Source organism: Neobacillus niacini (assembly GCF_031457145.1).
Lineage (GTDB): Bacteria > Bacillota > Bacilli > Bacillales > Cytobacillaceae > Neobacillus > Neobacillus niacini_J.
This window is the reverse complement of record NZ_JAVDVZ010000001.1, coordinates 841,237-862,701: the sequence shown is the minus strand read 5'-3', so window position 1 is coordinate 862,701 and position 21,465 is coordinate 841,237. Positions and strand designations below refer to the sequence as shown.

The window sequence follows — 21,465 nt, the reverse complement described above, 5'->3', positions numbered from 1 at the left end:
ATACTTTTACTTTTATAGGATGAGGAAGATTCGCGATATTATTAATGAATATTTTTTATTTATATGGATATTTTTATCAATACCTGAAAAAAGACCCCCCCATCGAACGTGAGAAGTGCTGAATTTAAATGCCTTAAATTTAAAATAGAGTTGTATCTAAGAGACACAACTCATCAATGACTGGCTATAATTGAAATCAGTTTATCTTCTATTTTCTTTCCTTTGGCATCATCCATCAGATTGTTTAACATAATAGAAAATATCATGGTTTGCCCGCTTTTGGTGTTAACATACCCTGATATGGTACTTACTGTAGAAATAGTGCCGGTTTTTGCAAATACCTTCCCTTTTACATCAGCACCTTTCATCCGACTTCGTAAGCTACCGCCCTCCATTTTTTCACTCGACCCCGCTACTGGCAGTGAATGAAGAAAGGCCGGAAACCATGATTGATGCTGAACGGCAACTAACAATTGAGAAAGCTGCGCCGCCGGGACTAAATTGACATGTGAAATTCCGGAACCATCCCGCAAGACCAATGATTCCGTGTTGACCCCAAATTCTGTTAACTCTGCTTCCATGATCGCGAGACCCTTTTCCCAACTGCCTTCCCCTTTTACCACTCTTCCCATCTCTTTTATCAAGGTTTCGGCATGCCCGTTGTTGCTCAGTTTCATAAAAGGAACTAGTAACTCTGAAAGCTTGATTGAGCTATGAGTATATACGATTTTAGCTTCCGTTGGAGTAGTTCCGGTTTTTATTTTCCCCGATAATTGAATGCCTTTTTCTGCGAGCGATTGTTTAAAAAGTGCTAACGCATATCGAGTCGGTTCCCAAACACCGATCCATTCCTTTTGACCTTTAGATGTAATAGGTAAAGTACCCGTTATCGTAATCGTGTTTTTGGCGTGCTCCCGTTCAAAGGTCAGCTTCTTTTTTCCATCCTTAGCAACCGTTTTGGTTTGATTGATGATTTTTACAAAGTCAGTATTTGGCGTTACTGTAATGTCCGCCTTATCACCTTCGTGGTTACCCGGTTTGACTTCAATCATCACCGAACCCGAATCATAATCATGAGTTGGTGAGGCCGTTAAGGCAGAAATTTGTGCACCATAGTACCTTTGTTCATCACTCCACGGCAAGTCAATTGAATAGCGGATGTCATCATACCAGGTATCGTCGCCAATTAAATGACCGGTGATTTTTTGTATCCCCAGTGTTTTGAGTTCTGCTGCCATTTTATCAAAGTCTTCCTTTAGGAGAGTGGGGTCGCCCTTTCCTTTTAAATAGAGGTCTCCTTGAAGTGTTTTCCTATTCACTTCCCCGTCGGTGAGTACTTCCGTTTTAAAGGTATAGTCTTCCCCTAACACTGATAATGCAGCTGCAGCTGTTAAAAGCTTCATATTCGATGCTGGTCTTAAGCGGACATCTCCTAAATGATCATATATGACCTCACCGTTTGTGGCATTTCGTATACTCACCCCCGCAATAGCGCCTTGTAAATTGGGATCCCCATTTAACAGCTGATTTAATTGCTGCGCCAAATTATCCTGCGCAAGGACTGGTTGTGTTTGTGGTAATAATGCAGCGAAAAAACTTATTAAAATGATCAAATTCAATCTTTTCAGCAAAATCCATTTCCAACTTTCCCTTTTTTCAATAAGTCTTTCCTAATAAACGGACTTTTTTTCCTATTCTTAGGTAAATTTTCTAATTACTTTTCTGAAAAATAAATATATCTGCGTTTCTGAACATATATCTGCGTAATCCAAATATATCAGCGATGAGCAATACCACTATTTCAATACAGTTATATTATTACTCAAATACGCCCAGTTCTGAGGTGCAGGTAAGCTTATTTGCCAATAGGTAGTCCCTAATAAGTTATATATATCTATCAATCGATATTTTGCAATTAAACTTCTAATATCCTCAAACCAAACGATGTGTTCTAGCCCCGTACTCCAATGCCGATACCAGGGTGACATCGACCGCTGATCAAATTCAATAGGAGAACCCGTGGTAATGGCTTGATTTTGAGCTGAAACCACAGACATAGCATGTGTCGCATTCGTTCCTACAACCTTATCATATCCATAAAGCGGCATAGCAATTTGCAGTTTACGAGGATTAATCTGTGTAAGGGCGTATTGAATCACTTCCTCTATCCACCAGATAGGAGCAATCGGATCCGGCGGTCCGCCTGGGTATCCATAATCAATCGTCATAACAGCCACAATGTCAGCTGCATTCCCAATCGCTGCATAATCGTATGCTCCCACAATTCGATTGGTCGGGAGGTCTGCCGTTTTTGCATGTACATTTACATGCAGGATCAACTCTCCCAAGGCAATCTTTAATTCTCTTAAAAATATATTAAAATCATTGCGCTGTGGTGGCGGAATAAATTCAAAGTCAATACTGACACCGCCAAAGCCCCTTTGCCTTGTTAAATTCACGATACTTAGGATCAAATTTCGACGATAAGTTGGATTTCCTAGCACATGTCCTGCCAGTTCCGCACTAAAATCTACACCTGTAAAATTACGAATCATCAGTAAAGGTGTAATATTTAATCGCTTACAGTGCGATACAATCGCTGAATCTTCAATCTGGTTATATGCATACCCCTCTGCCGTAAACGAATAGGCTACTACCGCTAAATAGGTTAATTGCTCTGCCAATGAATCTAATATCGAAAGAATAGAGCTACCCCCTGATGGTACAAGAAACCCCAATGTCGAGATTTCTAATTTCACTGGGGATGGAATATTGATAATTTGCCCAATATAAAGCTGAGTCGGGTCAATCCCTGGGTTGGCGGCTAAAATAGCTGAAATTTCAGTGTTGAACCTCTTGGCTAATTTCCAAATTTGATCCCCTGGTTTTATTTGATAGGAGCGGATTGACAGCTGGTTGTCTGGGATGTACAATGCGAGACCAGGTACAAGTGCATTAGCCGATGGCAGTCCATTTTGCTTGACAATAGTTTGGATCGGTACACCATATCTATTTGAAATTGCCCACAAATTTTCTCCCGTACCCACCACATGTACACCCATCCCTCTCACACTCCTTTTTACCTACATCATATGGGGAAAACACTTGGAATATTGCACTTTCCCACGAAAAAAGCGAACTGGGTAGATTAATTTGCAAGTACGCAGAACTCAGGGTCCATCTTTGATTGAGTCATATCATGATTCCCACCTACTTTTTAAACAATTTAGTAGATGTGTTGTATAAACAACAAATAAAATAAACTATTGGTATTTTCATGGATTCATTTTGGATAAAATACAATGGTAAAACAAAAACGTGAATGAAATTCTAAGGGAATTATTTTTTACAACAACTACAAAATTAAGGAGAATGACAATGGCATACGTATTACAAGTGGATTTTAAAATGAATGGACCATTCGGTGATGAAATGGCAGAGGAGTTTTCTGGTTTAGCCAAAAGTATAAATGAAGAAGAAGGTTTCATGTGGAAAATCTGGACAGAGAGTCCTGAAACAAACTTAGCTGGTGGAATTTATATTTTTGAAACAAAACAAACTGCTGAAAAATATTTAGAAATGCACTCAAAAAGATTAGCTGGCTTTGGAATAACAGATGTAAACGCAAAAATCCTTGCGATTAATTCTAAACTTACTGAGATTACCAACGGGCCAGTAAAATAAGTAAAAAACCTGTAAATTTACAAGTTTACAGGTTTTTATAATCACTAATCTAATGAAAGAGAGTAGCTCAGGTTGCTACTCCTTTTCTATTTGTATTAAAGTGTAATACTTGTTAAAAGCAATAAATAATTTACAGTTCATTTATCTCAACTATAATCTTGGATCAATAGGTTCAGCTTCTAAAGCGAGTACACCTAAAACACATTCATGAACACGTTCTAGAGATTCTCTTTTTACAAATCGATTAACCGCCTCTACACCGAGAGCGAATTCCTTCAAAGCGTTCCGCTGCTTTTTGCCTGCATTCCGTTTCTTTAATCGAGATAAATTTTCCGGCAGCAGATAGTCCATTCCATAGATAATATGCAAATACTTGCGGCCTCTCACCTTTATCGCTGGCTGCAGGAGTTTTCCTTTGTGGCGGGTAATAAACGAATCCGGTTTGACGACAAATCCTTCATGTCCATCCTCGGTTATTTCTTTCCACCACTCAATCGCTGCTTTCATCGAGGCTTCATCACTTACAACCCGGTAGTCAGTTTCCACAAACAGCTGGGAAATTTCACTGAATTCTTTGTTTTTCTCCATATGCCATGTGTGCGGCTTTTCAAATAAGGATTCCGTGCTATGCGCTAAAGTATGAAAAGGTGCAATTTGAATTCCTTCCAAGCCCTCTGTTTCCCAGCAGTATTTTTGATATACTTTATTAAATACTCTGGCATTCTCCATTTCAATATCGTTTTCCTGAATCCAGTGCCCAACATCCTTGCCACTTTCTAATGCTTGTTGTAGTGAACTTTTTAATTTATTGCGGTCAAGCATAGCCATTTCACCGACATGAGCATATTGGTTCAAAATCAGCTCCTTCGCCTTTAAATTCCACGGAAGAATTTCAGCGTCAAGTAACACAAAATCTGTATTGTACGTTTCAAAATAGCCACTTTTCACTAAATCCTGATTTAAGAGATATACAATTTGTTCTTCTAATTCTCTTTTAAAAAACGCCCTACCTGTCCGGGTATAAATCGTTCCCAATGTTTCTCGACCCACATATTCCTTGGCTATATCCTTGTTTTTAAATAAAAATAGAATTCCCCTGCTGCCCATATGTTTCTTTTCTACGACCATGGTCTCTACGCCATTAGATTGATAGTATTCAAATGCCTCCATTGGATGTTCAAGATATCCTTCCAAACGAGACGGTTTTGGTGTCGGACTCATTGTTGGCGGGAGGTAGACAATTTCTTCAAGCGGCCGAGTGTAATGGGATAGGTCATCCAAGGCTGGCTTCACGCCATCTTCATAAATTATGATTTCCCCATAGTTTTCCGTTAACACAGAATATCCATCTAAGAACTTTATAATATTTGGCGAATCGAGCCTCTTCCTTTCCCATTCCTTCAATGGATTGTCCGGTACATTCGCATAATCCTGCTTTGCCTTAACAGAAACAAATTGTTTTTCTGGGTAACGATAGGCGGTTAGACTACCACCGAATACAACACCTTGGTCAATATTCAGTGTATTGTTCACGAGTAATGGCTGCGGCTTTGGATCATGCCCCCAAAGAATGAGTTCACTAGATTTGTGCGAGATGGACCAGTCTTTTCGAATCGGTTTCCCATTTTCATCAAGTCCCTCATTATCACCATATCGGCAAAAATCAGAAATGGTCGGCGACTGTTTCCCAATATAGTGATCCTTGATTCCTGCATGGACGGCAACAACAGCATTTACACCATTTTTTCGGATGATATAATGTGATTTCGCTCCCAACAGTAACTCTTTTATTTGTTCTTTTAACTTCGCTGCCTCATCTGTACCATATTTCCGCTCATATTCTTCAAACTCAGCGGCGACATTTTCATCCCCATGTGCCATCTTGACATTCTTGCCCTCAAGCCAGCGGGCAATTTTCCAGCCATGGTTGCTGTCAATCATATAGGCATGTCCTGCTGCTACATGCTTTTGGAAAAATTGTAGGGTTTCGATTGACATTGGTCCACGGCTTAACACATCTCCTAGTGAAAGAATTTTCCTCCCTTCTGGATGGAGGTAGTAACCTTCTTCGTTTTCTTGATACCCAAGTTTTGATAGGATTTCTAAAAACTCCTCATAGCAACCGTGAATATCACCGATAAAATCGATGCCGTTATCCAGCTCAATGAATAATGGGTTTTCTAATCGGCTTACATTCAAAACTTCAAGTTCATCTTCACCAAGTAGGTATACCCTTCGGTAAGGTTTCTTTTTAATAAAGCGAAGCGTAGTTTTAAAATGTTGATACTGCTGTTTTATTCGGTTTCTGCCCCGAGGAAAATCCCGCTCCGCATCTCGTCTAAGTAATTCAGTTTCTGAAATATTCAAGACGATGGCAATGACGGGAACATGATATTTCTTCCCCATTTGAAGATATTTTTCATGCTCTTCCTCACGTAAATGGGTTGCGTCAATAAATGTTAATTTATTTAGTTTACAGCGTTTTGAAATGACATAATCCATTGCTTCAAAAGCAGCACCAGATATTTGTTGGTATTCTTGAAATAGTGCTTCGCTTTCGTCTTTTGGTCGTCCATTCCAGCTAATAAATTCAATATCACTGACGAGAACGCGGAATTGATCAGAACTGACCACTTCAGAGGCAAGAATTTGATTTTCTTGGATTAACTGCTTCAATAAGGTTGTTTTTCCAGTATTAGATGGCCCGACTAGTAAGACAATTCCCGCATGCGGTAAATGGAGTGTTGTCATTATGCCTCCTCCCTTCTGAAGATTGCCATTTGCGTTGGTTGACCGTAGTTTGGATGTTCTTCCCCAATCCCTCGAATGCTGACTTGGTAAGGATAGTTTTGCGTCCATGCTTCAACATGTTGAGCAAATTCAGCTCGTGTCCATTCAAAACGGTGATCGTCGTGACGCATGGTTTCATCCATATCATAAAGGACATTGTATTCTTGGTTTGGTGTTGTCACAATCAGTGTCTTTGGACGATAATCACCAAGAATGGTAGCGACTATTTTAGGGAGCCGTTCCTCGTCAATATGTTCAATCACTTCGCACAATATGATAATATCTTTATTTTGCAACCGACTATCAAAATAAAATAATGACCCCGCAAGTGATTGTGGTTCAACATATCCCTCTTTTTCTATCACTTGTCCAAATCTTTCGATTGCCTTAAGGCGGGCTTTATTCGAGGGCTCAATCGATAGAATTTCTTTGATACCCTGTACAAAACCCAGCTGGACAGACAGTCTTCCTTCCCCAGCACCAAGGTCCACAATTGTCTCCCTTTGTGGCACCGTACGAATAACGTTCAGTATTGCTTCGTAACGCAAGTCATTTAAACGAATCTTCGGGCTTTCTTCCTGGTTACGGATATGTGGTTTCTTTTCATAATATTTAGATTGAGAAATTAACGCATTAAATCGAAGAGCACGTTTGACGATCATTTGCTTTAACGGGTGGGTTTCCAGCCATCCCTCCCCGTAACGTTCGAGTTTCTCTACCTCTCTCTCATCTAAAAAATAGTGCTTATAGTTATCGATGACAGGAATGAGAATCGAAACATGCTTTAAGGCGTTTTGGACGCTTTGCACACCAGATATAGTGACAAATCGTGCTGAGCTTTTTTTACGGATGGTGCTTTCTCCGCGCTCAATTTCTACTTTGTAACCCATTGGTTCAAACAAATCAGCTATTTCCTGATCACGTAAATCAGTTGATACCGGACCAAAAGCCAGCTCCATTTCAAATGGATGGTCCACCCATTGCTGATACTCTTCATCTGGTTTCCCATTTAAAGCGGTTCCTAATGCCTTGCGGATGGTCGTGATAAATAAGCTGCTGACGGCAAACTCGCGGTCGTTTATGTAATGGGTAATATCAAATAAATCCGATGAATTTCGAACTAAATCAATTGGGTCTGGCTTTACATAAATGACAAACTGAACCTCTTCTTTGTTAAAAATAGGATAGACGAGACGAACTTTAAAACCTTTCTCATCTCGTTCATATGGATTATTGGGGTTTTTGGCGATAAGATAAGAGACTACATCTGCACCGGACCCTCTAACAGTTAAAGATAGCTGCATTTTTTACACTCCACTTCTTCTGATGTATTTTTCTCTTACCTACCATAATTACACAAAAATGGAAAATTTAAAAGGGCGTACGACTAGGTCGGTACGTCCTCAATGAAAGTGTAATTGTATTGTGGTTTGGATAGGGTGCTGTGACCAAGATTGCTTTTTATTTTTAGATTCGGTCACTCCAGATTTGATGCATTGACCGAGATGCCATTTTATTTTTGGTTTCGGTCACTCCAGACCTCCTGCATTGACCGAGAAGCCTGTTTATTTTACGTTTCGGTCACTCCAGACCTGCTGCACTGACCGAAAGATGTAAACATTATTCGTTACGGTCACTCCACAATTAAATCGTCCCAATAAAATTCAAAGATGCGATATCCTTGGAATCCACTACACCATCTAAAATCTTCTTAACGTCATTCAATGTATCCTTCAAACTAACTTCTTCACCTTTGATCCCCGTCAAGGCTTCAGCGACATAGAATGGCTGTGTCAAATATGCTTCTAAGCGTTCTCCTCGATGATAGGTCTCTTTTTCTGATGGAGGTATCCCATCTATCCCCTTCACATTTACGAGCGACCGTAATTCACGATAGCGACGCAACAGCTTTTGTGCTTTTTGTTGAATGGACAAATGATTTTGATCAAGATGTGCGCCTTCCAGCACCGAAGAGGTAGAGTGGATTGGGTTTACCGCTGGGTAACGATGTCTAGCGGAAAGATCCATATCAAACTGCCATAATGTTTCAAGTGGCCCGTATGGAAGGTCTTCGTCCACCGAGGCTCCTTTTAAATCGAGTAAGAACGTAGTAACACTCTTGATATCAACATCATGTAATTTTTCTTGAAGTTCATAGATTTCCCCCGTTAACACATGGGAACGGTCGGCAACAAAGATAATATCTTTATTCTTCCCAACTACTGACATTTCTGTAAAAACTTTATCAATCGTTTCAGCAATAAATTCTACATCATCCGTAACCTCTTCAATTTCAGGGTGATTTCCATCAGGTTTTAACAATACCGTTGCATACCCTTCTTTCTTAAAACGATAGAATAATTCCGCTAGTACAACTAGCTGACCCATTCCTGGTCGAGCAACAAGTCCAACGGTTCCTCCCTTAACGATTGGCGCAAACAAATCTAATGTTTTAATTTTCGTTTCAATCATCTCTACATTCTCCCCTCTTAAAATTAACTCATCCAGACTACATTGTGCTAATTCTGCTAATGCAACGATGGTACGAACTTCAGCGCGTCCAACCGGAATTTTCCCCGTGCACAAATTTGATACTGTTGCCGGCCGTAAACCTACTTCACGAGCTGCACTTGTAAGGTTTGGCACCCTTCTTCTCAATAATGGAACGTTCAATCTAATATTTTCCACTATTACCACCTCCTTTACTTTAAATAGTAATTTATCTTACTCTAAAAAGCAACAATAAATTACGCTAAAGAGTAATTATTTTTAATTTAAACGTAATAAAAAGCAAAGGTCATATCCTCTGCTTTAATGTTGTTTCTTTTAATTAAATGTGGGTAATTTAAAAATCTTCTGCAAAGCGTCTTCTATATTTAGCATTATGACAGGTGTCACAGGTTGGAAATGAGTGATCCCAAGGTAGGTTCTTTCCACAGTTTTTGCATTTCTTGACGAATTTTTTAATATCAGTTTTTAATTTATCCTGTACTTTGTCACTCATTTCCTCACGCAGCCGCTCCCAATAGATCGCCTCGGTCCGCTCTCCTAACCGATATAAAAAGAGTAGATGCAAGCCTAATGCCTTGTAAGCTAACTCGAGATCCTCCAAACTTCTTTCCTTATATGGAGGTTCAGGAAGTGGAGTACCTTGAATGATCGCATACATCGTTTCTTCCCATTGCCTCGTTAGGGTTGGTTCATTTTTTGAAAAAGGTAAATGTAAAAACCCATACAGGTCCATTAAAGGTAATCGTGCCTCAATTTCTGTTCCGGCTATTAAATGATATAGCGACCGTTCCTCTGTTAGTGAAGCTTTCTTGGTTCCTGGCGGGCTATCAAATTTGCCCCATAGCTCAAAGAAAGTGCCTAAATCACGGTAATAACGTTGGAAGCGCTCAAATACAGAATTCGTTGGCGCAATAGCAAATGTAAGAACAGGCTCATCCTCTTGATCAAGCAACCGCTTCATCATTCGAATATCCTTTGTGAAAGCAACCTTACCCACATCGTAAATCCCTTTTCTACCAGCACGTCCAGCGATTTGTTTCACTTCTTGTGAGGTTAACAGCCGCCTTCTCGTTCCATCAAATTTCTCGTTTTCTAAAAAGACAATCCGGCGAATCGGCAAGTTTAAGCCCATTCCAATCGCATCGGTCGCGACAATTACCTTTGTTTTTCCGCTGTTAAATTGTTCAATTTGCTTTTTTCTTGTTTCTGGCGGCATGCTGCCGTAAATCATGCTGACAGTATGACCATCGTTTTGAAGTCTAGAAGCTGTTTCAAGCACCCGTCTCCTTGAAAAACAAATTAATGCGTCCCCTTTTTTCACATGTTTAATATTAAATTCCTTCGATTCCACTTCGAGTGGGATTTCACGACTATACTCATGGATGACGATATTGGATTCACCTAACAGCTGCAAAAGCATTGGCTTTGAATTACGACTGCCGATAATATGTACTTCTCGTGCATTTGCTTTTGTGATTGCTTTATACCAGGAGAAGCCACGGTCTTTATCGGTGATCATTTGTGCCTCATCGATGACGACTATTTCATAATTTTCTTTCTCATGAAACATTTCAACCGTGCATGAAAAGTGAGTGGCACCGGGAACCAGTTTTTCTTCTTCACCTGTTTTTAACGTGCATGGTGTTCCTTCGGCATTTAATTTATCATAAACCTCGAGTGCTAAAAGTCTTAGCGGAGCTAGATATAATCCGCTGTTCGCTTCCTTCATTCGCTCGAGAGCATGATGTGTTTTCCCCGTATTCGTTTCTCCAATATGAAGAACATAACGAACGCGTCTTCCTAATGAAGGATTGTATTCCTGACCGAAAATATCCTCCATCATTCGTTCTTCTGCTTCTCTTTTTCGTTGTAATTCTGCCTCTTCCTCCGCCTTTTTTCGCTCTCTATCAGCAAAATCCTTTTCAAAAAATTTCTGATGGACGGAAACATTAAAAGGAATGTCAGTAATCTTCAATAGATCTGACAAGTATTCCTCTTGAATATCTTCAATAAAATAGTCTTCCACTTCATAGAGAAGCTCCTGGATACTGCCCTTGATAAAAGAGGGAGTCAGCTTTTGACCAAAAGTTTCTTGAAATTGCTCCTTTATCTTGAACGGAAGCTTATCCAGAACCATTTGCGGAATCAGCTCCGATAGGTAATCAGAGATTAAGCTTTCATATACAAAGAAATACGTTTGGTACTCATACAAACTCCGTCCCCAATTCACTGTTTTATGAATATCACCGGTTAATTCCTCAAAAAATGAAGCAACCGTAGTGTAGGAAGCTGGATTAAAATTCCCCTCATCGACTAATTTTTCTTCAAGTGCAAAAGTATCGACCGATTGAAATTTCACATTGTTCTTAAGGTCTGCTGCTAATTGTTTTGCTGTAAAATACCGAACATAAAGATAAAACTCAGTATAATCCTTCTCAAGCATTGCAGCGGCAGTCTCTTCTATTTCTTCTGTGACATTATGGCGAACTTCTGCTAAGCGGTTCATTTCCTGCCTGTTTATAAAATCGGCTTTCGCCTGCTGATAACGTTGTTCCCATTCCGCTTCTTTACCTGAAAATGTTTCTTTGGTCCATTCCAATACTTTAAATGGCTGATATTCTCTCATTTCATCCCGAAAAAGTTTATTAATAAGCTTTCGGTCCACGCCTTGGACTTCAAACCCTTTTTCACGTAAAAACTCTTTTTTCTCATTCTTAGGGACATCATTCGTGACCTTATTTAACCAGACATTGATCCAAATTTGCTCGAGATAGTGCCCACGCTCACGTAAATATTCGTGAAATGACGGCAAACTTTCTTTTGCCTCTAAATAATGATTCATGTCTTCGATTACTTTATTCCTCGTGTGTTCAACAGCTTGAGGATAAACGGCGGTTAATTTATTCATTTTCTTCCCTCCTTTTCCAAAACTATGTAATTTAAGTATAACAAAAAAACAAGAAACCGAACTAATATTCGGTTCCTAAATTTGACGCTGATTGCAGTATTCATTCACTAAATCTTCTATTTGATCGAGTCCTGGAAAATCCCCTGAAAACTCAAACTTAATTTCTTCAATGAAACGCTCTTTATTATTATAAACATGAATGGCTCCGTTTTGGTGGCTAACACTGAATTCTGGTACAAACCGAAACCCATTTCGTTCAATAGCTCCCATGATATATCCCCTTTTTGAGTTTTATTTAGTATTTACTATAAACACCACTTTTAAATAAAACTTTACATAAAATACATCAGAACTTAAAAAATTGCTTATACAATAGAAGTACAAAACTCATTACATTAAAGAAAGGAGAAAGATCAAAATGTGTGAATATACTATTTATGTACCCTATAAGGGAAAAAAATATCAAACCAAAGTAATTGCGAATAAAAACCAATCAGAAGAAGAAATTTACCAAATTGCAAAAGAACAAGTTCTGAAACAATGGGCAAATTAACATGTCGTAATTTGATTAGGGAGGTGAAAAATGAACACGAGAGCAGCTGCAGGAAAGACTTTCTTATTTAAAATGTGGGAAAATTACCCGAGGACATGGAAGTTTTTCATTGATTTAGGGATACTTCTTAAATACAAGACTTTGAATACTAGTAAAATTCCAAATGAAATTGTGTTACCTTCCTCCAATTCGATCTTTGTTAATTCAGAGGAGAATCGAGGTAGAGCTTTGTTGATCAGCAATGGGATGACTCAGAAGCGGTTGACAAATTTTTGGATGAAAGCTGTGAAAGATTATTCACCTGATTTGGTTATCGATGTAGGCGTAAACTATGGAGAATGTATTTTCTCGACCAATTATTCAAACCACACACATATTTATGGTATCGAAGCGAATCAAGATTTGTTAAAGTATATTCATCTATCAAAAGAGGTTCATCCAAATAAAGAGCAAATGAAGATTTTTAATGTTTTTGCGGCAGATAAAGAAGAAGAAAAAACGTTCTATGTAGATAAACATTGGTCCGGTACATCTTCTGCAGCCTATCGTCCTGCGCACGATATGATTGAACAAATCACCGTTAACTCTGTTACGATTGATTCGATAGTCGCAGAGGATGTAACGAACAAAAATATTTTGTTTAAAGTTGATGTAGAGGGATATGAAGCATTTGTTTTAAGAGGAATGACAGAACTAATTCAGAAAAGCGCTTCTGCTTTAGGTTATATTGAGTTTAATAGTGAGTATATGGAAAAATCAGGAGTAGATTTAAATGATTTCTTACGGTTTTTACAAGAACATTTTTTAGTATACATCTATTGCAAAAATGAGCTTGTAAATGGGAGTCAATTATCTCTTTCCGATTTATACAAACTATTCGGGTCAAATTATGTACATACAGATATGATATTAGTGAAAAATATAAAGCAGCAAATAGATATTTTCCAACTTGCTTTAGCTTCATAGTGTGAGAATGAGCGCTTATCTTGGGTGCTTATTTTTTTGCATTGTTATATCTAAATTGAGTTATTTACAAAGTTAAAGAGCATTCCTCTTTACTATGAAATGCTCTTTAACTTTTATAACTATAGATTAAAATATTCTTTTCTGATTAAACTAAATCGTTTTTCATCAATCTTTTTCTTTGTCATCTTGCCATCAACCCACTCGGTAAATGAAGAGTCTGTTAGTATCATGTTCCCTTTATCTGTTAATTTAATCATTAATGGATTCTTATTAAATGCTGATTCTGGATGTTTAATGATAATTTTTTGTACTTCATTTAACTCAGTAATATTAGTAAATCCTTCATTAGAATTAAACGCGTACCCTATTTTCCAATCTTCATCTTTATGTTTTAATTTCATGTACAAAATATAATCGCCATGTTCACTTTCTTGATCATCCACTCTAAATTCACCATTATTTGATTCTACCATCTCACCGTTTAACGGAACTGGTTTTAATGGTAAGTTCCCTCCAAAACCAGTATCAACTAGATAAAGCTGCCCATTATGGTCAATAAGATTCGCAACATGGGTTTTACCAGTTGCACTCCATTGTTGCTTCATATGGTCATATACCACACCGCGGATTAAGGTTGTGTTAAAGTTGTTTTCGATTAAAAAAAGGTAAAGAATTGAATTTAGTTCATAACAAAGTCCACCTTCGTTTTGTTCAAGTATTTTACTCATTACATTTTCATTTGTAATTTGGGTTGTCCTATTTTCCATAATACATAAATTCTCAAACGGAATCGCCTTGGCTGTCTTTTCAAGAACCTTGTCCAAATTTTGAAATGTTATTACCTCATCATCCGAGATGCCAATTCTTTTACGGAATAGGAAGTTTAAGTCGCTCATCCCTCGTATGCCTTCCGTAATTCCACAAGATTAAATTTTTTCATTGTAAGAAATGCTTTCGTTACACGGGCTAGCTGCTCCGGTGTGCTCTTACTCATCATCTCGTTCATCTCACTTGGTACAATCTGCCAGGATACACCAAACTGATCTTTTAGCCAGCCGCATTGCTCGGCTTCAGGAACTGCAGAGAGCTTTTCCCAGTAGTAATCAATTTCTTCTTGTGTGTCACAGTACACCATAAATGAGATTGCCTCATTAAAACTGAAATTATGGTCGTGCGCGCTATCCATTGCGACAAACCACTGATTTTCTAAGCTGAAATCAGAGAACATGATGGTTCCTTCTTTGTCAGGCTCCATGCCATTCGGGAAGCGAGCGACATGTCCCAGCTTTGCGTTCTTAAATACGGATAAATAAAAATTAAACGCCTCTTCCGCGTTGCCACATTTATCGCCGACAAACAAAAGTGACGGCATGATTGCCGGCCGCTCTTCACCTTCTGGATTGGTAAGCATTAACTGCCATGACAATCCATATTTATCCTGAATCCAACCATACTTTTCACTGAACGGATACTGATCAAGTGGCATTAACGCTGTGCCACCATCGGATAATTTGTTCCAAACCTCATTTATTTTTTCACTCGCATTTTTTTCTCGCGATGGATCAAAATTAACGATGAAAGATACCGATGGATTAATTTTAAAATATGGTCCTGCGCTGATCGCCATGAACTTCTGCCCCCAAAGCTCAAAAGAGACGATATCAGAGTCGCCTGAGGGCGTGTCGTGGATGGTTGATAGGTTTGTAATTTTGGAGTCTGGGAATATGGAAGTGTAAAACTCAGCTGCTTCTTTTGCCTCCTTGTCATACCATAAATGTGGAACAATTTTTTGATTTTTTTGTAACATTGTGTATTCCTCCTATATTTTGTTTAATATTTGCGGACCTAACAGTTTCTTTATGATAGTATTTCTTGCCATTCGCCAGTATTTCCCTCCCCATTTTTCTCCTTCCCTTCTATTTATATATTTAGTATAATATCGTTCTTTAGCATCTTTATCCAATAATCCTCGAGATGCACAAAAAGCAACGGGTTTTCCGCTGCCGTAGTTTCCTGTTATATCTAACCTTGGGTGTCTTCATCACTTCGGTATTCTAAAATATCTCCAGGCTGACATTCTAAAGCCTTACAAATCGCATCCATTGTTGATAATCGAATCGCTTTTGCCTTTCCATTTTTCAAAATAGAAAGGTTAGCCATCGTGATTCCAACCCTCTCCGAGAGTTCTGTTACACTCATTTTCCTTTTAGCCAGCATCACATCAATATTAATTATAATTGCCATCGTTATCACCTCAGACTATTAAGTCATTTTCCGATTTTATATCAATCGCTTCTTGTAAAAGTCTTTGAAGAACAGCAGCGAAGACTGCGATTACCATTGAAGCAAAGATAGGGACCATTCCAATTATGATGAGACCCGGTGCGTCGTCTAGCTCAGCTACGAGATAAACAAAGGGCAGAACTACCACATACAAACCACTGATTGTCAATGCACAGATTTTGATATTCTTTAGAGATTTAACAGACAATTCAGAAAAAGCTCGATTCTTGTCAATATAGCTTAAAAGTTTAAAAGCCTGATACAAGGCAACGAAATACGGTATCACTGATACATACATGCCTATTACAATGGGATATAATATATAGGCATAATCTGGATTTACTGGATTCTTTGGTAACCAAGTAAACCCAAATATACCCAAAGCAAGAACTGGGATACACATAAGAATAACAGCTAACTTTAAAAAGAGTGTTGATCCACGTTTCATTAAAAGCACCTCATTTATTATTTATTGTAAATTGATATTAACACATGATTTATTGATTTACAATAAATCATTATTGTTATTAATTATTTTGTTGTTGTTATTAGAATTTATCGCAGACTAAAAAAAGTGCAGGGAACAAACTTAACGTTTGTCCTCTACACTTTTTCAAAATGATTCAATATATCTTAAACTATTGACGATTTTCACTGCTTTTTCTTTTATTATCGGCATTAACAAAACGATCTATTTTGGAAAAATTTTAATATTAAGAAAAAGCAATGGAATTTATTTCCACTGCTTTTTCTTACACAATTGCACGACGACGGTTGAGTATTTAATTTTCTATGTTTTTTATTTTTTGGCAACAACAATTAAAGCTGGTGAATTTTCTGAATATGTACCTTTTTCAAAGTTACCGTAAATTTCGATTTAGGACTTACTCTTTCTGTGTTATAAACCATCCTTCAGGTTTTTTTTCTATATGAAAAACATCTTCATCGAATTTTTTTCTCAGTTCTTTATATTCCTCATTTTCAATTTTAACCTCTGCTACTCTAATTTGCTTTAGTGTAATTTCGGGTTTCTGGATTTCAAAAATCAGATCTTTAATCATAAAAAAAGTCTTTTGACGTTTCATTCTCTCCACCTCCATCCTTTAATATCTTTTACATTAAGAATTAGTCAAAAATGAATAAAACCCTATAAATTCTTTGTAAATTGTTTGTAAAAGATTTGTAAAAAAAATTAAAGACTATATAAGCAACAGCTACTAATCTAAATAAATTAGTAAATGCCTCTTTTTATTACAGACTATCGTCGTAAGTTGAATAAATTCGCTCCCACCAAGTTAGTGTATGAATAACTCTAACATATGGCATAAAAGAAAAACAGACCAAATCAACTTGGCGATTTGGTCTGCTAATGAAATGTTATCTCTTAAATTGGTGCCAGGCATCATCCGATTTTCAGGTGGTGTCTGGCATATGTTGTTGTTTGAATAATAAATATCAAAATATCTTTAAGATTTATAGGCAAAATCCTCTATGATTTCGCATCCTTTATTTTCGAGTTCCTGATCAACCCAAGAACGATCCCATATACCTTTTTCAATCAAATCCATATATTCTTCCTCGATTTGATTATGTTTTAAGGATCGTTCCAGTAAGAATAAAGCATCATCAGGTTTGATCACGACAATTCCATCCATATCACACACCAAAATATCTCCTGGATTTACAACCTGACCGCCTATACTAACCGGAACGTTTATTTCACCTGGCCCGTTCTTATACGGTCCCTTCGGCTGTACTCCCCTTGCATAGACTCCAAATTCTAACTCTTTTACAGCTTCGACATCCCGAATGCAACCATCCACGACAAATCCTTTAATCCCTTTTGACATTGCATATCTCATCATAACCTCACCGGTAAGTGAATGATTCATACTGCCTTCACCATCGACGACTATGATATCTCCTTTTTGAGCCATGTCCAATGCTTTATGAAACATTAGATTATCTCCCACAGGTGCTTTTACGGTAATGGCTGGCCCTGCCATTTTCACTCTATTAAAAGGCTTAATCCCTGTATCCACACATGAAATTCTCCCCATATTATCCGCAATATTCGCGACAGGTATATGGTTAAACTTCTCCACCAATACGCTCGGCGGTCTATTTACTTTTGTATATATTCTAAATCCTGGCTTCATCATGCATTCCTCCTTGTTGACCACTCCTCTTTACCAACCAAATACCTCTTTTAATTCAATCATGGATGCTTCTTGCTCTTTAAGAAAATCGATATATTCTTTCCCTTGAAGCCCGTGAACTTCTACACCCAGTTCTGCTAATTTTTCAATATGTTCAGGATTATTCATCGCCTTTTCCAAAGCTCCGTTTAATTTTTCTAGAATGGCCGGATCGACCCCTTTAGGAGCAGCAATTCCTCTACTTAATAGTTTTTGAATGTCTGTATCAAAGACTTCATTAATTGCAGGAACATCCGGTAGTTTAGAGAATCGATCAGAACCGAGGACGGCGATTACTTTTAACTCTCCAGTTTTGATCAAATCCCTTGAGGACGAGTAGTCAAGAAATCCAACATCGATATGTCCACCAAGAAGTTGAGCAATCGCCTCTGCCCCTCCATTTCCATGAACAAAACGAATATTCGTGCCTAATTGGTCATTAATTTGGACTCCCGCAAAGTGTGGAGAAGATCCAACACCACCACTACTTCCAGCGATATCATTTTTCTTAGCATAGTCTATAAATTCTTCAATAGTACTAAATCTAGATTCATCGCCTCTTACAACAAGCAACCCTGAATCCACATGATGACTCATTAAATACTCGAAACTATCAAACGTTTCCTGTCTGTTTGCTGTCGGGTTTAAATAGCCTGTGAAAATGTTCGGGAAAACTAAGTAACCAAGTGTGTACCCATCTGGCTGACTTGTGGCTAAATCGCCCCAGCCTACCCAGCCACCACCGCCAGTTTTATTTTCAATAACGACGGAAACACCTAATTCTTTTTCCAAATAAGGCTGCAGCGTTCTTGCAGCTAAATCCGTTCCTCCACCAGGAGCAAAAGGGACAATAAATTTAATCGGTTTCGTCGGCCAATCAACACCTTTAGCTTCCTTATTTCCCGTTGTTTTTTCTGTTGTATTGCTTCCACCCTGTGCACATCCTGCAATGAGAATAACAGACAATAACACCAACAAAATACTCATGAACTTCTTTTTCATACATACCCCTCCATTTTTAGTGAATATTTTGAAAATTATATAGATATGAATTACACAAAACCGATTTTTGGATTACATTTCAACATCCCCAGTTGAAATTCGTTTTCCTCGGATGGATGAAATAATGCTAAATAGTATCGAGATGATTGCAATGCTTAAAATAGTTCCTGAAATGGGTCTTGTAAAGAATTTGGAAAATTCACCTTCAAACATGGTTAACGACTGGATTAAGGTAGTCTCTAATAGACTTCCTAAAACAAAAGTTAAGATAATCGGAGCGAGCGGAAAGCCTGCCTTTTTAAGAAAATATCCCAAAATCCCAAAGAAAATCATTACTCCTACATCAAATAAACTATTTCGAATGCTGAATGTTCCGAGTATTGTAACCATCAATATAATTGGTAATAGCACTTTAAATGGAACCATGGTAATCTTTGCCCACATACCAGCTAATGGCCAATTCATGATTAAAAGAATCGCGTTTCCAATAAACATACTAGCCACAATTCCCCAAACCACCGTTGGGTTGGTTTGAAATAATGTTGGACCTGGTGTTAGACCATGCATGATAAAAGCACCTAGTAAAATAGCAATGGTTGGTGAAGTTGGAATACCTAGCGTGAATAATGGAATCAGTGCTCCACCAGAATAAGCATTGTTTGCCGTTTCTGGACCAGCCACTCCTTCCATCGCACCCTTACCAAATCGCGATGGATCCTTTGATAATTTCTTTTCCAATGAATAACTGAGAATGGTCGGTATGACTGAGTTTAAACCAGGAATTAGCCCAAGAAAGAATCCCAGTATACTTCCTCGTCCAATGGCCTTCATGGATGGGCCCCATTCATCTTTATTTGGTAATAATCCTTTCACCTTTGGCGGCTCCTCCGCTTTTTCACGAAAGCTTTTTTCTGCGTTAAAAAATAGTTCAGAAAGCCCGAATAAACCCATAGCCATCGTAATAAATTCAATACCATTTGTTAAATAGGTTTCACCAAAATTAAATCGAATGAATCCAGAACTAGGATCTTGCCCAACAAAAGCTAGGGATAATCCAAAAAGTGCACCTATTAAGCCTTTCAAAAGGGAAGCTCCCATTAAAGCAACCAACAGCGTTAATCCTAAAACCAGTAACGCAAAGTATTCAGGTGGACCAAATTTTAACGCTTGTCTGGCAATAATCGGTCCCATTAGTACTAAACCCGTTATGGATACGATTCCTCCAATAAATGAACCAATGGCGGCAATCCCAAGTACGGCACCTGCGCGTCCTTTTTTAGCTAAAGGATAACCATCCAAACAAGTGATAACCGATGAAGCTTCACCTGGTGTATTAATTAACACCGATGTGATGGTCCCACCATACATGGAGCCATAATAAATCCCAGCTAACATAATAATGGCAGTAACTGGCTCAAGTGTGAAGGTAAGCGGCAAAAGGAGTGCAGTTCCTGCAGCTGGTCCAAGTCCAGGCAAGACGCCAACGAACATCCCAAACATCACACCGATCCCACAGAATAATAGATTTTGCCATGTAAGCGCCGTTTCAAATCCTTGAAGTAAATAGCTAAATGCTTCCATATTCCCCTCCTACCAACCTAAGACATTTACAGGTACTGGAACCCGTAATAGCGTACTGAAGATCATAAATAAAATGATTGATAACCCAACAGAATACCCCAAACTCCAATACCATTTAAATCCTCGAAGAAAAAGGAAGAATAATGTAATCATACTAGCGACCACAAAACCGGTATATGGGATACTGATTAAAAACAGGATCGGTGCCCCCATTGAAACCAATACATTGATAAACCCTTCACCCTTCGGAAAAACTTTAGAAAGCGGGATATCACTCTTAATTAGAGATATGATTAAGTACATCACAGCTAAAATAATCAGTAACCCATTCACCCATAAGGGGAGAAATCCTGGACCTGGTCCATACTCACTGTAGTAACCCATTGATATAGCTTGCCAAAACATAATTCCGCTGCATACAAGTATGAAAACAGCTAAGAAAAAACCTAACCCTAAACTTTTCAAAGTTTTCACATCCTTACGTACGTATTCGAAGGTTGTACAAAACGACGATCACTAAGTAAAAATGAATCAATTTTAATAACTACTTTTTTGATAGATTCAGATTTTCCTACATGGCAACAAGGACGATGGATTTCTGTTGGAAAAAATACAGCAAACATATCTGGTTTAAGTAGAATAAAAGATTCTTCTTCTACTGAGTCGTAAAAAGCAATATCCTTTGTTTCAAAGTCGTTAGTGGAAATTTTGTTATTTGGATTCACTTTGCTTATCCCTATGATCTCTTCACTTCCATTAAATAGATAATGAACATCAAGGTAACGTGCATGTGATTCAGGTTGCGTTTCATCGATTGCTTTCGTTTTGACTTCCTGGATTTGAGCGTATATTTCTTTTCCTTGAATCTCATATTTCCCCGGTTTAAGACCACCAATATCGGTATTTTTTATGTACTCTATACCCATTTGAATGGCTGAATGAAAAGCATTTTTCTCCAAATTCCAATTGTTCAAATCACATACAATCAT

The 21,465-nt window shown here is 38.1% G+C and carries 20 protein-coding genes; 3 read left to right on the top strand and 17 right to left on the bottom strand.

Going from position 1 to position 21,465, the window contains the following annotated elements; all coding sequences use genetic code 11:
* Positions 1-173: 173 nt before the first annotated feature.
* A complete protein-coding gene (gene dacB, locus J2Y03_RS04500; RefSeq protein WP_310191378.1) occupies positions 174-1,610 on the bottom strand; it encodes a D-alanyl-D-alanine carboxypeptidase/D-alanyl-D-alanine endopeptidase in 1,437 nt (478 codons plus the stop codon).
* Between the two features lie 186 nt (positions 1,611-1,796).
* Positions 1,797-3,062, bottom strand: coding sequence for a LysM peptidoglycan-binding domain-containing protein (locus J2Y03_RS04495; RefSeq protein WP_310191085.1), 1,266 nt, complete (start codon positions 3,060-3,062; stop codon positions 1,797-1,799).
* A gap of 316 nt (positions 3,063-3,378) precedes the next feature.
* Here J2Y03_RS04495 and J2Y03_RS04490 point away from each other — a divergent pair, with 316 nt between their 5' ends.
* Positions 3,379-3,684 (top strand): monooxygenase, encoded by a 306-nt coding sequence (locus J2Y03_RS04490; protein WP_132094779.1) that lies wholly within the window; start codon positions 3,379-3,381, stop codon positions 3,682-3,684.
* Between the two features lie 150 nt (positions 3,685-3,834).
* On the opposite strand, the gene J2Y03_RS04485 is transcribed toward J2Y03_RS04490, so the two are convergent.
* From J2Y03_RS04485 to J2Y03_RS04465, 5 genes are all read right to left on the bottom strand, one after another.
* Positions 3,835-6,435, bottom strand: coding sequence for a polynucleotide kinase-phosphatase (locus tag J2Y03_RS04485; protein ID WP_310191081.1), 2,601 nt, complete (start codon positions 6,433-6,435; stop codon positions 3,835-3,837).
* Positions 6,435-7,778, bottom strand: coding sequence for a 3' terminal RNA ribose 2'-O-methyltransferase Hen1 (locus J2Y03_RS04480; RefSeq protein ID WP_310191078.1), 1,344 nt, complete (start codon positions 7,776-7,778; stop codon positions 6,435-6,437). The genes J2Y03_RS04485 and J2Y03_RS04480 overlap by 1 nt, the downstream gene beginning before the upstream one ends.
* 340 nt (positions 7,779-8,118) lie before the next feature.
* Positions 8,119-9,162 carry an ATP synthase beta subunit C-terminal domain-containing protein gene (locus J2Y03_RS04475; protein ID WP_310191075.1) on the bottom strand — a complete coding sequence of 348 codons (1,044 nt, stop codon included), beginning with the start codon at positions 9,160-9,162 and terminating at the stop codon, positions 8,119-8,121.
* Between the two features lie 157 nt (positions 9,163-9,319).
* On the bottom strand, positions 9,320-11,893 hold the full coding sequence (locus J2Y03_RS04470; RefSeq protein WP_310191072.1) for a DEAD/DEAH box helicase: 2,574 nt from the start codon (positions 11,891-11,893) through the stop codon (positions 9,320-9,322).
* 75 nt (positions 11,894-11,968) lie between these two features.
* Entirely contained in the window at positions 11,969-12,163 is a 195-nt protein-coding gene (locus J2Y03_RS04465) for a YbxH family protein (protein WP_132094769.1), read from the bottom strand.
* 148 nt (positions 12,164-12,311) lie between these two features.
* Here J2Y03_RS04465 and J2Y03_RS04460 point away from each other — a divergent pair, with 148 nt between their 5' ends.
* A complete protein-coding gene (locus tag J2Y03_RS04460) occupies positions 12,312-12,446 on the top strand; it encodes a BA3454 family stress response protein (RefSeq protein WP_132094767.1) in 135 nt (44 codons plus the stop codon).
* A gap of 30 nt (positions 12,447-12,476) precedes the next feature.
* On the top strand, positions 12,477-13,412 hold the full coding sequence (locus J2Y03_RS04455; protein ID WP_310191065.1) for an FkbM family methyltransferase: 936 nt from the start codon (positions 12,477-12,479) through the stop codon (positions 13,410-13,412).
* Between the two features lie 119 nt (positions 13,413-13,531).
* Here J2Y03_RS04455 and J2Y03_RS04450 read toward each other — a convergent pair whose 3' ends face one another.
* The 10 genes from J2Y03_RS04450 to J2Y03_RS04405 form a co-directional block, all read right to left on the bottom strand.
* Positions 13,532-14,308: an arylamine N-acetyltransferase family protein gene (locus J2Y03_RS04450; protein WP_310191060.1), complete on the bottom strand. Its 777-nt coding sequence runs from the start codon at positions 14,306-14,308 to the stop codon at positions 13,532-13,534.
* Positions 14,305-15,219 (bottom strand): VOC family protein, encoded by a 915-nt coding sequence (locus J2Y03_RS04445; RefSeq protein ID WP_310191059.1) that lies wholly within the window; start codon positions 15,217-15,219, stop codon positions 14,305-14,307. The genes J2Y03_RS04450 and J2Y03_RS04445 overlap by 4 nt, the downstream gene beginning before the upstream one ends.
* A 215-nt stretch (positions 15,220-15,434) precedes the next feature.
* A complete protein-coding gene (locus J2Y03_RS04440; RefSeq protein ID WP_310191056.1) occupies positions 15,435-15,656 on the bottom strand; it encodes a helix-turn-helix domain-containing protein in 222 nt (73 codons plus the stop codon).
* A gap of 10 nt (positions 15,657-15,666) precedes the next feature.
* On the bottom strand, positions 15,667-16,143 hold the full coding sequence (locus J2Y03_RS04435; RefSeq protein ID WP_310191054.1) for a DUF2975 domain-containing protein: 477 nt from the start codon (positions 16,141-16,143) through the stop codon (positions 15,667-15,669).
* 436 nt (positions 16,144-16,579) lie between these two features.
* Positions 16,580-16,780 carry a hypothetical protein gene (locus tag J2Y03_RS04430; RefSeq protein WP_310191052.1) on the bottom strand — a complete coding sequence of 67 codons (201 nt, stop codon included), beginning with the start codon at positions 16,778-16,780 and terminating at the stop codon, positions 16,580-16,582.
* 381 nt (positions 16,781-17,161) lie between these two features.
* Positions 17,162-17,854, bottom strand: a complete 693-nt coding sequence (locus tag J2Y03_RS04425) for an RraA family protein (RefSeq protein ID WP_310191050.1) — start codon at positions 17,852-17,854, stop codon at positions 17,162-17,164.
* Between the two features lie 30 nt (positions 17,855-17,884).
* Positions 17,885-18,895, bottom strand: a complete 1,011-nt coding sequence (locus tag J2Y03_RS04420) for a tripartite tricarboxylate transporter substrate binding protein (protein WP_310191048.1) — start codon at positions 18,893-18,895, stop codon at positions 17,885-17,887.
* 72 nt (positions 18,896-18,967) lie between these two features.
* Complete coding sequence (locus tag J2Y03_RS04415) at positions 18,968-20,476, bottom strand: tripartite tricarboxylate transporter permease (RefSeq protein WP_310191046.1); 1,509 nt, start codon at positions 20,474-20,476, stop codon at positions 18,968-18,970.
* Positions 20,477-20,485: 9 nt separating this feature from the next.
* Complete coding sequence (locus tag J2Y03_RS04410; RefSeq protein ID WP_310191044.1) at positions 20,486-20,941, bottom strand: tripartite tricarboxylate transporter TctB family protein; 456 nt, start codon at positions 20,939-20,941, stop codon at positions 20,486-20,488.
* 5 nt (positions 20,942-20,946) lie between these two features.
* Positions 20,947-21,465 carry a NanQ anomerase/TabA/YiaL family protein gene (locus tag J2Y03_RS04405; protein ID WP_310191042.1) on the bottom strand — a complete coding sequence of 173 codons (519 nt, stop codon included), beginning with the start codon at positions 21,463-21,465 and terminating at the stop codon, positions 20,947-20,949.